The organism is Kitasatospora sp. NPDC058444 (genome assembly GCF_042721415.1).
Taxonomy (GTDB): Bacteria; Actinomycetota; Actinomycetes; order Streptomycetales; family Streptomycetaceae; genus Kitasatospora.
In genome coordinates this window covers 173,323-185,946 of record NZ_JBHXLL010000003.1, presented here as the reverse complement: position 1 = coordinate 185,946, position 12,624 = coordinate 173,323, and the positions used below count along the sequence as shown (strand labels likewise).

General features: G+C 71.4%; 10 protein-coding genes. 4 read left to right on the top strand and 6 right to left on the bottom strand.

What is annotated here, in order from left to right; all coding sequences use genetic code 11:
- Window positions 1–142: 142 nt before the first annotated feature.
- The 3 genes from ACFWP2_RS05375 to ACFWP2_RS05365 all read left to right on the top strand — a co-directional run bounded on the left by ACFWP2_RS05375 (window position 143) and on the right by ACFWP2_RS05365 (window position 3,732).
- Window positions 143–991 carry a hypothetical protein gene (locus ACFWP2_RS05375; RefSeq protein WP_380448501.1) on the top strand — a complete coding sequence of 283 codons (849 nt, stop codon included), beginning with the start codon at window positions 143–145 and terminating at the stop codon, window positions 989–991.
- Window positions 992–1,068: 77 nt separating this feature from the next.
- Entirely contained in the window at window positions 1,069–2,520 is a 1,452-nt protein-coding gene (locus ACFWP2_RS05370; protein ID WP_380448499.1) for a glycosyltransferase family 2 protein, read from the top strand.
- 15 nt (window positions 2,521–2,535) lie between these two features.
- The gene (locus ACFWP2_RS05365; protein ID WP_380448497.1) at window positions 2,536–3,732 is read left to right on the top strand and encodes a glycoside hydrolase family 113; all 1,197 of its coding nucleotides are present in this window, start codon (window positions 2,536–2,538) and stop codon (window positions 3,730–3,732) included.
- 76 nt (window positions 3,733–3,808) lie between these two features.
- Here the strand turns inward: ACFWP2_RS05365 and ACFWP2_RS05360 are convergent, their stop codons facing one another.
- From ACFWP2_RS05360 to ACFWP2_RS05335, 6 genes are all read right to left on the bottom strand, one after another.
- The gene (locus tag ACFWP2_RS05360; protein ID WP_380448494.1) at window positions 3,809–6,043 is read right to left on the bottom strand and encodes an acyltransferase family protein; all 2,235 of its coding nucleotides are present in this window, start codon (window positions 6,041–6,043) and stop codon (window positions 3,809–3,811) included.
- A gap of 96 nt (window positions 6,044–6,139) precedes the next feature.
- Entirely contained in the window at window positions 6,140–6,646 is a 507-nt protein-coding gene (locus ACFWP2_RS05355; protein ID WP_380448492.1) for a GNAT family N-acetyltransferase, read from the bottom strand.
- A 186-nt stretch (window positions 6,647–6,832) separates the two neighbouring features.
- Window positions 6,833–7,732 carry a histidine phosphatase family protein gene (locus tag ACFWP2_RS05350; RefSeq protein WP_380448490.1) on the bottom strand — a complete coding sequence of 300 codons (900 nt, stop codon included), beginning with the start codon at window positions 7,730–7,732 and terminating at the stop codon, window positions 6,833–6,835.
- Between the two features lie 154 nt (window positions 7,733–7,886).
- Window positions 7,887–9,497 (bottom strand): monocarboxylate uptake permease MctP, encoded by a 1,611-nt coding sequence (gene mctP / locus ACFWP2_RS05345; protein ID WP_380448488.1) that lies wholly within the window; start codon window positions 9,495–9,497, stop codon window positions 7,887–7,889.
- Complete coding sequence (locus tag ACFWP2_RS05340; RefSeq protein ID WP_380448486.1) at window positions 9,494–9,757, bottom strand: DUF3311 domain-containing protein; 264 nt, start codon at window positions 9,755–9,757, stop codon at window positions 9,494–9,496. The genes mctP and ACFWP2_RS05340 overlap by 4 nt, the downstream gene beginning before the upstream one ends.
- A gap of 399 nt (window positions 9,758–10,156) precedes the next feature.
- The gene (locus ACFWP2_RS05335) at window positions 10,157–10,948 is read right to left on the bottom strand and encodes a GntR family transcriptional regulator (RefSeq protein WP_380448484.1); all 792 of its coding nucleotides are present in this window, start codon (window positions 10,946–10,948) and stop codon (window positions 10,157–10,159) included.
- A 337-nt stretch (window positions 10,949–11,285) separates the two neighbouring features.
- On the opposite strand from ACFWP2_RS05335, the gene ACFWP2_RS05330 reads away from it, so the two are divergent.
- Window positions 11,286–12,560, top strand: a complete 1,275-nt coding sequence (locus ACFWP2_RS05330; protein WP_380448482.1) for an extracellular solute-binding protein — start codon at window positions 11,286–11,288, stop codon at window positions 12,558–12,560.
- Window positions 12,561–12,624 lie beyond the last annotated feature (64 nt).

Here is a 12,624-nt window from a genome sequence, read left to right as displayed (position 1 = left end):
CGGCACTGTGAGATCAGCCGCACCCGGGGGCTCGGCCGAACGGGTGGAATTCCGGCTCCGTTGCGCCGTGTGGCATCCTGTGGCGGCGAAGCCGAGGGCGGGCGAACGGCCGGGACGGGCCCGGAGGGGCGGGGGATACGGGATGACACGGACGGGTCCGATGCGCGCGGCCGGCAGCGTGGCCGCCGGCTGGGGCGTGGTGCTGCTCGGCTGGGCCGGGTACAACTGCTTCGGCCAGGTCGGCTTCGCCACCTACGTCAAGGGGATCTTCTACTACGGCGGCACCTCGGTGTTCGCCGAGACCGGAAGCCTCAACTACGGCCTGCTGTACCTGGTTTCGGGCATCCTCCTGCTGCGCGGACGCAACTGGGCGCTCGGCGTCGCGGCGGGTGTCGCGCTGGTCGAGGGGTACAACCGGGTGCGCAGCCTGGTCGGCGCGCTGCTGGACAAGCCGCAGCGGGAGTGGTTCACCGGCACCACCGAGGGCTGGCTCAAGCTCGCGACCTTCGGGCTCGGGGTGGTCGTCACCGCGGCGCTGATCGTGCTGCTGGCCCGGTCGGTCTGGCGGGAGCAGCCGGTGCCGGCGGTGGGGCCGGTGTCGGCCGCGCAGCCGCAGCCCGCGTGGGCCCAGCCCGCCGCGTGGCCGCAGCCCCAGCCGCTTCCCGGGCAGCCGCAGCTCCAGCCGCAGCCCCAGCCGCAGCCCGTGTGGCCCCAGCCGCTTCCCGGGCAGCCCCAGCCCCAGCCTCAGCCCCAGCCCGGTTGGGGGCAGCCCCTGCCGGGCCAGCCGATGCCGTACCCGCCGCAGCCCGCCCAGCCGGGCGCGTACCCGCCGGCCGTCGCCCAGCCGTGGCCCACCACTCCGCCGCAGTCCGGCGCACCGCTCCCCGGCCCGGTGAGTCCCGGCCCGGTGAGCCCCGGCCAGCTGCCGCCCGGCCCGGTCGCGCCGCCGCCGGTCGCGCCGCCGCCCGCGGACCGTCCGCCCCAGGGCTGACCCTCGGGGCCGACCGTCCGAACGACCCTCGCCCCGTCCGGGGCCGAGACGACACCAGACGAGGAACTGCTTTCGCCATGTCATCGACAACCGCCGAGCGGACGGTGCTGACCACGTCCCGCGAGGCCGCCCGGCTCGCCGAGCGACAGATGTCGTGGAAGCCCCGGGTGACGCCGTTCTACGTCTCCTTCGTGATCATCTTCGCGTTCTCGGTGTGGGCCTACGTGCCCAACCCCACCGCGCTCGGCTGGGCGATCACCATCCTGTGGGGCATGCCGGTCTTCGGCGTGCTGATCGGCTTCCAGGGCGTGCTGATGGTCCGGCGGCGGCTGCGCCAGGTCAGCCGGATGACCCCGGCCGCGCCCGTCGAGGACGACTTCCTGATCGTGCTGGTGCCGACCATCGGCCGCCACGACACCTACCCGGCGCTGGAGCGCTCGGTGCTCTCGTACGTCGAGCACCTGCCGCCGTACTTCCCGTGGATGCGCGTGGACATCCTCACCGAGGAGGGCTGCGCCGCCGCGGAGAAGATCGACGAGCTGGCGGAGCGCAACCCGCTGATCCGCGTGGTGACCGTGCCGAAGGCGTACGAGACGCCCAACGGGACCAAGTTCAAGGCCCGCGCCAACCACTACTCGCACGAGCTGCGGATCGAGGAGGGCGAGGCCGAGGACGACGTCTGGGTGCTGCACATGGACGACGACACCGGTGTCGGCCCGGACACCGCCGCCGCCGTCGCCCAGTTCGTCAACCGGCAGCGCCGGGCCGGGGACGACGCCAAGCACATGGCGCAGGGCATCCTGACGTACCCGCGCGAGAACGCCGTCTCCACCTTCACCTGGCTCGCCGACGCGATCCGCCCCGCCGACGACATCGCCCGCTTCCGCGCGATGACCGGCACCGGCACGCCGATCGCGGGCGTACACGGCGAGCTGCTGATCGTGCGCTCCTCGGTGGAGGCCACCATCGGCTGGGACTTCGGACCGAAGACCATCGTCGAGGACGCCCAGATGGCGCTGAACTTCTGCCAGCGCTACCCCGGCCGCAGCGACTGGTTCAACGGCCGCTGCTACGGCGCCTCGCCGGCCGGCGTCAAGGACTTCCTCAAGCAGCGCGAGCGCTGGGCCTGGGGCCTGGTCGCGCTCTGCTTCAACAAGACGATCCCGCTGCGGTACCGGCTGTTCATCGGGATGGGCATGGTCAGCTGGGTGCTCGGCCCGCTGCAGCACGTCGGCCTGGTGCTGCTGGTGGCGTGGTTCACCGGCACCTGGAACACCTCGCCGGTCACCCAGTCCGTGGTGCTGGTCTGGTCGATCAACTTCGCCTACGTCATCTGGACGTACTGGGAGGGCCTGCGGCTGAACGTGGTGGCCTCGGCCAACCACCGGCGCAAGTGGTGGGAGCCGATCGTGGTGGTGGCGGCCATTCCGCTGTTCTCGTTCCTGGAGGGCTGGGGCGGGCTGAGGGGACTGATCAAGTACCTGAAGCGCGAGGAGAACAAGTTCGTCGTCATCGCCAAGCCGGCCTGATCGGAGGTCACGATCGTGAAGCGTCCCGTCATCTTCATCCTCCCGACCGTGGTCGTCGCCCTCACCGTCGGCATCCCGATGGTCTGGGGGGACCACCCGGTCAAGTTCGACCACCAGCGCCCCACCACGGTGCACTGGGCCGGCGCGCCGACCGAGCAGGGCCGGGTCTGGGGCTTCGGCAAGGACGCCCCCGTGGTGGAGGACACCGGACCCAAGGTGGCCCGCCCGTGGACCAAGGGCAGCCCCGAGTGGGGCGTGCAGGTGTACTGGCTGGACGACCCGGCGGACCCGGACAGCTTCGTCCAGGGCAAGGTCGACCGCATCGTCGAGTACGTGGTCGGGCTGAACGCCAACTCGCTGTCGGTGACGTTCCCGTACTACACGACGGGACCCAAGTCGAACGCCGTCGCCGCCCGTTCGACCACGCCGACCCCGGAGCGGCTGGCCCTGCTGCTGGACGCCGCCCACCGGGCCGGTCTGCGGACCACCGTACGGCCGATCCTGGACGAGGAGGTGTTCAACTACGCCGGCACCGGCGTGTGGCGCGGCAACATCGCGCCCGCCGACAAGGACGCCTGGTTCGCCAGCTACGCCACGTTCCTGACGCCGTACCTGAAGACCGCCCAGGAGCACGCCGCGACCGAGTTCACCGTCGGCACCGAGTTCAACTCGCTGGAGGCCGACCCGCACTGGGCCGGCCTGATCGAGCAGGCCCGGAAGACCTTCCAGGGCCAGATCGTGTACGACGCCAACTGGGACAACTGGTCGAAGGGGCCGCTGTCGCTGCCGACCGACGGAACCGGTGTGGACGCCTACTTCCCCGCCAAGTCGGCGGGTGACGACGCCCCGGTGGCCGACCTGGTGTCCAGCTGGAACGGCTGGCTCGACAAGCGGGGCGCGGGGCCGCAGCCGGCCACCAAGCTCACCGAGGTGGGCATCCCGGCGCAGAAGGGCGCCTACAAGACGCCCGGCGACTTCTACACCAAGCGGGAGCTGAACGAGGCCGTCCAGGCCGCCTGGTTCACCGCGGTGTGCCAGGTGGCGCAGGAGCGCAGGCTGGGCGGCGTGTACTTCTGGTCGCTCTACTTCGGCATCGACCCGACCCTGCCGACCAACCAGGACACCCCGCGGATGGACTTCGCCGGGCGCCCGGCCTCCGAGCAGGCGATCCGCAGCTGCTTCGCGCAGTCCTACGAACTGCCGCCCTCCTGAGGCGCCTTGCCGCCTTGCCGCCACGGCGCCTTGCCGCCACGGCGCCATGCCGCCGTGGCGCCGGCGCCCCTCGCGGCTAGCGCCCGTCGCCCTGGGGCCCGGTCGCCTTGGCGGTCGGGGTCCGGGGGGCGGACTTCGTCGGGGTGTGGCCGGGCGACGACTTGCCGGTCGAGGTCGGCGTCGGCGTCGGCGTGGGGGTCGGTGTGGGAGTGGGGGTCGGCGTGGGGGTCGGGGTCGGCACCGCGGCGGGCCGGCCCGGCGTCGCGCCGCTCAGCGCGCCCGCGATCTCCTTCTCCAGCCACGGGGTGACGAACCGCATGCCGGCCGCGGTGAGGTGCACCCCGTCGTTGGCCGGGGAGACCAGGTGGCCCTCCTTGTCCTTCCATGCGCAGGTCTCGTACGGGCAGTAGAAGGTGTTGAGGTCGAGCAGCCGGACGGCGCCGCCGGAGGCCTTCACGAAGTCGCCGACCTGCTGGTTGTAGCAGGTGCCCCAGGTCTTGTTGATGGCGCCGTTCTCGACCCGCTCGTTCATCAGCAGCACCTGGGCGTCCTGGGCGCGGCGGCGGACCTGGTCCACGGCCTGCGAGAGCCGGGTGCCGTAACGGGTCCGGTAGTCCTCGTCGCAGGGGTTGAGCCAACTGCCGTCGAGGTACTGCTCGGCGGCGTCCCAGCCGAGGTGGAGCACCACGGCCTGGGGCCCGGAGCCGAGCTGCCGGTCCCAGGCGGCGGCCCGGTCGCGGCACTCCTGGCTGGTCTCGAACTCCTCCTGGGAGGTGGTGCGCACCTTCTCCGGGTCGAACACCCCGCACCCGCTGATCCCGCCGTCGACGACACGGTAGCGGTCGCCGTGCCGGTACAGGCCGGTGGAGAGGTCCTGGGAGAAGGAGTCGCCGAGGAGGAGGACCATCGGCTTGCCGCTCGGCCCGGACTTCATGTCGTGCGTGACCCAGGCGGGCAGGTACCAGGCGCCCGTGGTCGCCACCGCGGCGGTGACGGCCACCAGCGGGACGGCCGGGAGGGCCCGCCAGCGCAGCACCCGCAGCTTCTCGGTGCCGGTGTGCAGCAGCCAGGCCAGGACCCAGGACACCGGCGCGCCGATGACCAGCAGCTTCTTGGGCGAGATGTCGTCGACGTAGTGCTGGAGCAGCCAGTACACCGGCAGGTGGAGCAGGTAGAGGCTGTAGGAGATGGTGCCGGTGAGCCGCAGCGGGGGCAGCGACATCAGCCACACCAGCGGTCCCCGCTCCTGGCACAGCGAGACGGTGAGCACGGCGGCGAGGGCCGCGACCACGGCCAGCCCGCCCCGGTAGAGCCACGGTTCGTGGTAGGTGTCGACGGCGAGGCTGGCCCAGACCAGGCCGCCGAGGGCCGCGGTGCCGACCAGGGTGGGCAGGACGGGCCCGGCCGGCCCGCGCGGGCGGGAGCGCGGCCCGCCGGTGTCGTCGGCGGACCCGGCGCGGACCTTGCGGCGCAGCCACAGGTACACCCCGAAGGCGGCGGTGGCGCCGGCCGCGAAGCCGACCGCACGGGTCTCGGTGCCCAGGTAGAGGCGGTCGCTGTTGTGCCCGTTCCACATCAGCGGGGCGACCAGCGCGGCGGCGACGAACAGTCCGGCGGTGACGAAGCCGGCCGCGCGGACGGAGCGGCGGCAGACCCCGTAGACCATGAGCAGCAGCAGCGGCCAGAGCGCGTAGAACTGCTCGGTGATGCTGAGCGACCACATGGCCGCGAGCGGGTCGATCGAGGCGAAGTGCTGCCAGTAGGCGTCACCGCGCGACAGCTGGGCCCAGTTGGCGATCTGGGCGAGCGCGGCCAGCGCCTGCGGGCGGAGGTCCCTGACGTCCCGTAGCGGACTGACCAGGGCGGACAGCCCGACCACCAGGATGATGGTGGCGAACAGTCCGGGCAGCAGCCGCTTGGCCCGGCGGCGGTAGAAGAGGCCGAGCCGGATGCCGTCGGTGCGGTCCAGCTCGCGGACCAGCACCAGGGTGACCAGGAAGCCGGACAGGACGAAGAAGACGTCCACCCCGAACAGGCCGTTCTGGAACCAGTCGGTGTGGTAGAGCAACACCGACGCGATGGCCAGGCCGCGCAGACCGTCGACCGCCTTGAAGCGGACGGAGGGCGGCAGCGGACCGCGGGGCTCCGGGGTCGGAGCGGGGATCGCGTAACGGCTGGTGGCGGGGGCTTCGACGCCCCTGCTCCTGCGCATGTCCTGGAGCGTGGGCCCGCTCGCGGGCGCGCCGAGGCCGGGCCCGTCGTCCATGTGGTCTGTTCCCCCGCGGTCGATCGACTGTCGCGACGTGTCCATGGGACAAGTCTTGATCTGTGGTTTATATCAAAAGACGTCTGTTGATCGTCTGTCGGTCACCGGCCAGGGGAAGGGCCGGTGGCGTCCCACGGGTGCTCAGGCCGGCTGCGGGAACGCCATGGTGTAGACCATCAGGTCCATGCCCGGGTACGGGGCCCAGTCGCGTTCGGGGGTGCGGAGGAAGCCGACGCGTTCGTAGATCCGGTGGGCGGTGGTCATCTCCGGGCGGGTGGAGAAGGCCATGCCGGCCAGGCCGAGTTCGCGGCTGCGGGTGACGGCGGCGCGGACCAGGGCCTCGCCGACGCCGCGGCCGCGGGAGGCGGGGGAGGTGGCGAGCATCCGGATCTCGCCCTCCCGGGGGGAGGCGATGTCCGCCCACTCGGTGCCGCCGACGGCGAAGGTCACGCAGCCGAGGACCCCGGCTCCGGAGGAGTCGACGGCGACCAGGAGTTCGGCCTCCCGGGCCCGTCGCCCGGCGTCGCGCAGCAGGTCGACGTAGCCGCTCGTGGGCTTGGTGAAGCCGTCGCCGACGAAGGCGTCGACGGTGATCCGGCCGGCGTCGGCGAGGTCCTCGGGAAGGGCCTGGCGGATGAGGAAGTCCATCGGGCCAGTGTGCCGGAGCGCTGCGCGGGGCGGTGCTCCGGGGTCGAACGGACCGGGAGGAAGCGCACCGGGGGGAGGCGGGAGGACGCGCACCGGGAGGACGGTCGGTGGCAGGACGGTCGGCGGGGGACGCCGGCGGGAGAGGCGGCGAGCCGGCCCGGACCCCGCGGGCGGGCCGGCCGGCCGTCAGTCCTCCCCGACCGCCAGGTGCCCGACCCCGTTCCAGCCGTCCGGCCGCAGCCGCCCGTCCTGGGCCCGCCAGAGGCTGGTGGAGCAGTTGTGCACCGGCCCGAGCGCGGTGAGCTGCTCCTCGGTGAGCCGGTCCAGCGCGTAGCGGAGCATCAGCACCGTGCAGTCGTGCGCGACCAGCAGGACGGGCCGCCCGGCCTCCTCCTCGCAGAGGTCCCGCAGCAGACTGCGCACCCGCAGCGCGACGTCGGCCCAGGACTCGCCGCCCGGCGGGCGGTAGTACAGCTCGCCCATCTTGCGCCGCCGGGCCGCCTCCTCCGGGTGCTTGGCCTCGATCGCGGCCTTCGGCAGCATCTCCAGGACGCCGAGTTCGCGGTCGCGCAGCCGCTCGTCGTAGCGGACGGCCAGGGTGACCGGGACGGCGCCGAGCCCGGCGGCCTGGGCGAGCGCGATCCGGGCGGTCTCGGCGGTGCGCACGTACGGCGAGCACCAGACGCTGCGCGGGCGGTCCGCGCTGGGCAGGGCGGCCCACCAGTGGCCGAGCGCCTGGGCCTGCCGCCGGCCGTGCAGGGACAGCGGGATGTCGGCGTCGCGGCAGCTGATCGGGACGCTGAGCGCTCCGGCGGCCTCGGCCAGCTGGAACTCGACGTTGGCGGTGGACTCCCCGTGCCGGGTGGCGATCAGCAGGGACGGCAGCCGGCCGGCCGCCGCCGGGCGGTGGGCGCCGCCGTGCTGGCCGTGGCCGCCGGGGTGCTGCCCGTGACCGGCGGGGTGCTGGGCCTGGCCGCCGGCGTGCTGACTCTGGGCGGTGCCGTGCTGGCCCTGGGTGGTGTGGTGGTGGTGCTGGCTCTGGGTGGACTGGTGCTGGCCGTTGAGGGTGGTGCCGAGTTCTGCCATGGCCGCGAGCTCCCCGTGGTCGATCAGGTTCCGGCCGGTTGCCGGTCCGGTCTGGTGGTGCCCGGCGTGCACGCCTGTTCATACATATGATCGCGCCGCCTTCTCCAGTGTTCACGGAGAAGGCGGCGCGATCACAGGGCGCGTACCGCGCGAATCAGTGCGCCGCTACGGGCTCCGGCGCGTTCTTCAGCTCTTCGTCACCGGCTTCGGCGCTGTAGTCGGACGGCTTGGTCTCGTCCGGGAGCACCGGCGCCTTGACCGCCCGCAGCACCAGGGTGAGCGCCACCGCGACGATCAGGTTGAGCGCGAAGGCGGTCACCCCGATGTAGCCGATCTCGCCGATGCCGGGGATCTCGGCCGCGTTGCCGCCGAAGTGCTTGGTGGCCTTGCTGGAGATCCCGTATGCCTCCCAGGTGCCGTAGACCATGCCGGCCGCCCAGCCGGCAAACAGCGCCCAGTGGTGGAACCAGCGGGTGAACAGGCCGCCGACGATCGCCACGAAGGTCTGCAGGATCCACAGGCCGCCCAGCAGCTGGAGGTTGATCGCGGCCTGCTTGTCCATGCCGAGCACGAAGACGAGGGCTCCGACCTTCACCAGCAGCGAGACCAGCTTGGCGACCCGGGTCTCGTCGGCGGGGGTGGCGGCGGGCTTGAGCCAGTCCTTGTAGACGTTGCGGGTGAACAGGTTGGCCGCCGCGATGGACATGATGGCGGCCGGCACCAGCGCGCCGATCCCGATCGCGGCGAAGGCCACGCCGGTGAACCAGTCCGGGAACATGTCCGCGAACAGCTGCGGCACCGACAGCTGGGCGTTGTAGCCCTTGACGCCCTCGCCGACGCCCGCCGCGAGGGCCATGAAGCCGAGCAGCGCGAGCAGGCCCAGCATCAGCGAGTAGGCGGGCATGATCGCCATGTTGCGGCGCACGGTCTTGCGGGACTTGGAGGCCAGCACGCCGGTCACCGAGTGCGGGTACATGAACAGCGCCATCGCCGAGCCGATGGCGAGCGTGGCGTACGTCCACTGCTTGTTCTCGGGGACGGTCAGCGAGCCGGCCTTGGCCTGCTTGAAGTGCTGCGCGGCCGTGTCGAAGATGTGCCCGTAGCCGCCGAGCCGGATCGGGATGTAGATCACCGCGACGATGATCACGATGTAGACCAGGGCGTCCTTGACGAAGGCGATCAGCGCCGGGGCGCGCAGGCCGGAGGAGTAGGTGTAGGCGGCCAGCACGCCGAAGGCGATGAACAGCGGCAGGTCCTTGACGAACCAGTTGGCGTTCTCCCCGCCGCCGACCCCCAGCACGTCCAACACGGCCTGGATGCCGACGAGTTGCAGGGCGATGTACGGCATGGTGGCCAGGATGCCGGTGAGCGCGACCACCAGCGACAGCGGCCGCGAGCCGTACCGGCCGCGCACGAAGTCGGCCGGGGTGACGTAGCCGTGCACCCGGGAGACCGACCAGAGCCGGGGCAGGAAGAGGAAGACCAGCGGGTAGGCGATGATCGTGTACGGCACCGCGAAGAAGCCCGCCGCGCCGGTCGCGTACACCGCCGCGGGGACGGCGACGAAGGTGTACGCGGTGTAGAGGTCGCCGCCGAGCAGGAACCAGGTCACCCAGGTCCCGAAGCTGCGCCCGCCCAGGCCCCACTCGTCCAGGTGCGCGGCGTCGTCCGCGCGGCGCCAGCGCGAGGCGAGGAAGCCCATCACGGTGACCAGGGCGAAGAACAGCACGAAGACCACGAGGGCCGGCACGTTGACGTCCTTCATCGCGCATCGCCCTTCCGGGCCGCCTGGCGGGCCTTCTCGTCCCGGGTGATCAGCAGGTAGGCGGCGACGGTGAACACGGCCGACACCGGCACCCAGAGCAGCTGGTACCAGTAGAAGAACGGCATCCCGGCCACCGCCGGGTCGTTCTTGTCGTACGAGGACACCCAGAGCATCGCGACGATCGGCACGAGCAGGGCGAGGCCGGCCAGCACCCGTTCGGGCGTCACGGCCGGGACGGGACTCCCGGCTGGCTCGGGCATGACATCTTCGAAGGTGGGGGGATCAGACGGCATCTTCGGCTCCGCTCCGGAGGGGTTCCCCGTCGGCGCCGCAGCCCGCCCGGCGCGGAGCGCCGCACGGGCCCGCCGAGCAGCACCATCGGTGATCGGCAGTCAGGTCGTACGGCTGCGCAATCTAGAGCATGGGGTGATCCATGTCACCGGAATTGGCGCAACTTCCCACCTGCCGGACGCAACCGACCGATCCTCACCCCCCGGGCGACGGAAACGCGGCGCCGCCCGCCCGGGAGAGGAGTCGCGGAACGGAGAGGAGTCGCAGAACGGAGAGGGGTCACAGAACGGAGAAGAGGCGCAGAACGCAAAAGGCACCGGCGCGCGGGTCGCGCGCGCCGGTGCCCGAAGTGCGGTGGGGGAGTGCGGCTACTCCGGACGCTTCAGCCGGGTGATGAACTTGTAGCGGTCACCGCGGTAGATCGAGCGGACCCATTCCACCGGATCGCCCTCGGCGTCGAAGGAGTGCCGGGAGAGCTGGAGCATCGGCAGGCCGAGGTCGGAGCCGAGCAGGCCGGCCTCGCGCGGGTCGGCCAGGGTGGTCTCGATGGTCTCCTCGGCCTCGGCCACGGTGACCCCGTACACCTCGCGCAGCGCCGCGTACAGCGAGTTGTGCTTGGCCAGGTTGCGGCGCAGGGCCGGGAAGCGCTTGGCGGACAGGTGGGCGACCTCGATGGCCATCGGGTCGCCGTTGGCCAGCCGCAGGCGCTCGATCCGCAGCACCCGGCCGCCGGGCTTGATGTCGAGCAGCGGGGCGAGCCGGTCGTCGGCGGTGATGTAGCCGATCTCGATCAGCCGGGAGGTGGGCTCCAGGCCCTGGGCCCGCATGTCCTCGGTGTAGGAGGTCAGCTGGAGGGCCTGGGCGACCTTGGGCTTGGCGACGAAGGTGCCCTTGCCCTGGATGCGCTCCAGCCGGCCCTCGACGACCAGCTCCTGGAGGGCCTGGCGGACGGTGGTGCGCGAGGTGTCGAACTGGGCGGCCAGCGCGCGCTCGGGCGGGACCGGGGTGCCGGCGGGCTGGGTCTCGGTGAGCTGCAGCAGGTGCCGCTTCAGTCCGTAGTACTTGGGGACGCGCGCGGTCGGATCGGTGCCGGCCTGCGTCGGGAGGCTGTTCACCTCGGGGTCGTTGACCTGGGCCGTGGATCCCCCGTCGCTGCTCATCGGACCTGTTCTCCCGCTTCTCGCGGGGCCTTCAGCGACCCCGCCACATCGTTAACGGCTCACATCGTTGCATGTATGGCTACGGAACGAATACCTCATCACGCGATGAACGATGTGCGGTGTCGGCTTGATAACGGGTGGTCGAGATCGGTCGAACAGCCGTTGACAGGCCCATTGGTCTAGGCCAAGCTCCAGGCAGCTGGTCTACACCACTAGGCCGGTCACTATGAATCCCCCCACCCGTTCGAAGGGGTCCGCGGCACCTTTCCCCCCGCTTTGTGTGGGTCTGCCGCTGCCGCCCGACGGGGGCAACCCAGGCATCCCTCAGGAGGATGGCGTGAAGCGTCAGCTCATCGCGGCGGTCGGCGTCGCAGCAATGGTCGTCGGCCTGGCGGCTTGTGGCTCGGACGGCAAGAAGAGCGAGGGCGGCTCGTCCTCCGCGGCCAAGAACTACGACGGCAAGACCCTGACCGTGTGGCTGATGGACGGCTCCGCCCCCAAGGGCTGGGAGGACGGCGTCAAGGCCGACTTCGCCGCCGCCTACCCGGGTGCCAAGCTCGAGATCCAGACCCAGAAGTGGAACGGCATCGGCCAGAAGGTCACCGCCGCCCTCTCCGAGGGTTCGGTGGACGTCCTGGAGATCGGCAACACCCAGACCGCGGGCTACGCGGCCACCGGTGGTCTGCTCGACATCACCAAGGACAAGGCCGAGCTGGGCGGCGCCGACTGGGCCGCCAACCTGAGCGAGTCCTCGATCATCGACGGCAAGCAGTACGCCGCCCCGTGGTACTTCACCAACCGCGTGGTGACCTACAACAAGGACATCTGGACCAAGGCCGGCGTCACCACCCCGCCGAAGACCCTGGAGGAGTTCTACACCGACCTGGACAAGGTCAAGGCCGTCCCGGGCGTCAACGACGCGCTCTACATGCCCGGCCAGGAGTGGTACGTCTACTTCGGCCTGCTGACCAGCGAGGGCGGCAAGCTCGCCAAGAAGGACGGCGACAAGTGGGTCGGCGGCCTGTCGTCCCCCGAGGCCCAGAAGGCGTTCGAGACCTACAAGAAGCTGCAGAGCCACTCGACCTCCGCGCCGAAGGACAAGGACGAGGCCACCCCGCAGCAGAAGGACGTCTTCGCCAAGGGCGACATCGGCACCATCATCGGCCTCGGCTGGGAGGTCCCGAAGCCCGAGGAGCTGGCGGCCGACAAGATCGGCTACTTCCCGCTCCCCGGCGCCACCGCGGACAAGCCGTCCAGCGTCTTCCTCGGCGGCTCGAACCTGGCGATCGCCCAGCAGAGCAAGAACCCCGAGCTCGCCAAGGGCTTCCTGAAGATCGCCCTGAACGACAAGAACGAGGGCCTGGTCGCCTCCTCCGGCCTCATCCCGAACAAGGTCTCGCTCAACAGCAAGGTCACCGGCGACTTCGCCAAGGCCGCCCTGCCGGCCTCGGCCAACGGCGCGACCACCCCGAACGTTCCGACCTGGACCAACGTCGAGAACGAGCCGAACCCGATCAAGGACTTCCTGACCTCCGCGCTGAACGGCGACTACGCCGCCGCGGCCAAGAAGGCCGACGACGAGATCGCGAAGCGTCTCAACCAGAAGCAGTAAGGCAGTCGAGCGGCGTCGCTCACCGGCTCCCGGCGGGGGGCCGGTGGGCGACGCCTTCCGTCGT

What these genes read in the sequence shown, in the direction of transcription:
- mctP (WP_380448488.1), bottom strand. Translation starts at nt 9,497, where the DNA reads ATGAAGGACGTCAACGTGCCGGCCCTCGTGGTCTTCGTGCTGTTCTTC.
- ACFWP2_RS05360 (WP_380448494.1), bottom strand. Translation starts at nt 6,043, where the DNA reads ATGGACACGTCGCGACAGTCGATCGACCGCGGGGGAACAGACCACATG.
- ACFWP2_RS05370 (WP_380448499.1), top strand. Translation starts at nt 1,069, where the DNA reads ATGTCATCGACAACCGCCGAGCGGACGGTGCTGACCACGTCCCGCGAG.
- ACFWP2_RS05335 (WP_380448484.1), bottom strand. Translation starts at nt 10,948, where the DNA reads ATGAGCAGCGACGGGGGATCCACGGCCCAGGTCAACGACCCCGAGGTG.
- ACFWP2_RS05355 (WP_380448492.1), bottom strand. Translation starts at nt 6,646, where the DNA reads ATGGACTTCCTCATCCGCCAGGCCCTTCCCGAGGACCTCGCCGACGCC.
- ACFWP2_RS05350 (WP_380448490.1), bottom strand. Translation starts at nt 7,732, where the DNA reads ATGGCAGAACTCGGCACCACCCTCAACGGCCAGCACCAGTCCACCCAG.
- ACFWP2_RS05340 (WP_380448486.1), bottom strand. Translation starts at nt 9,757, where the DNA reads ATGCCCGAGCCAGCCGGGAGTCCCGTCCCGGCCGTGACGCCCGAACGG.
- ACFWP2_RS05375 (WP_380448501.1), top strand. Translation starts at nt 143, where the DNA reads ATGACACGGACGGGTCCGATGCGCGCGGCCGGCAGCGTGGCCGCCGGC.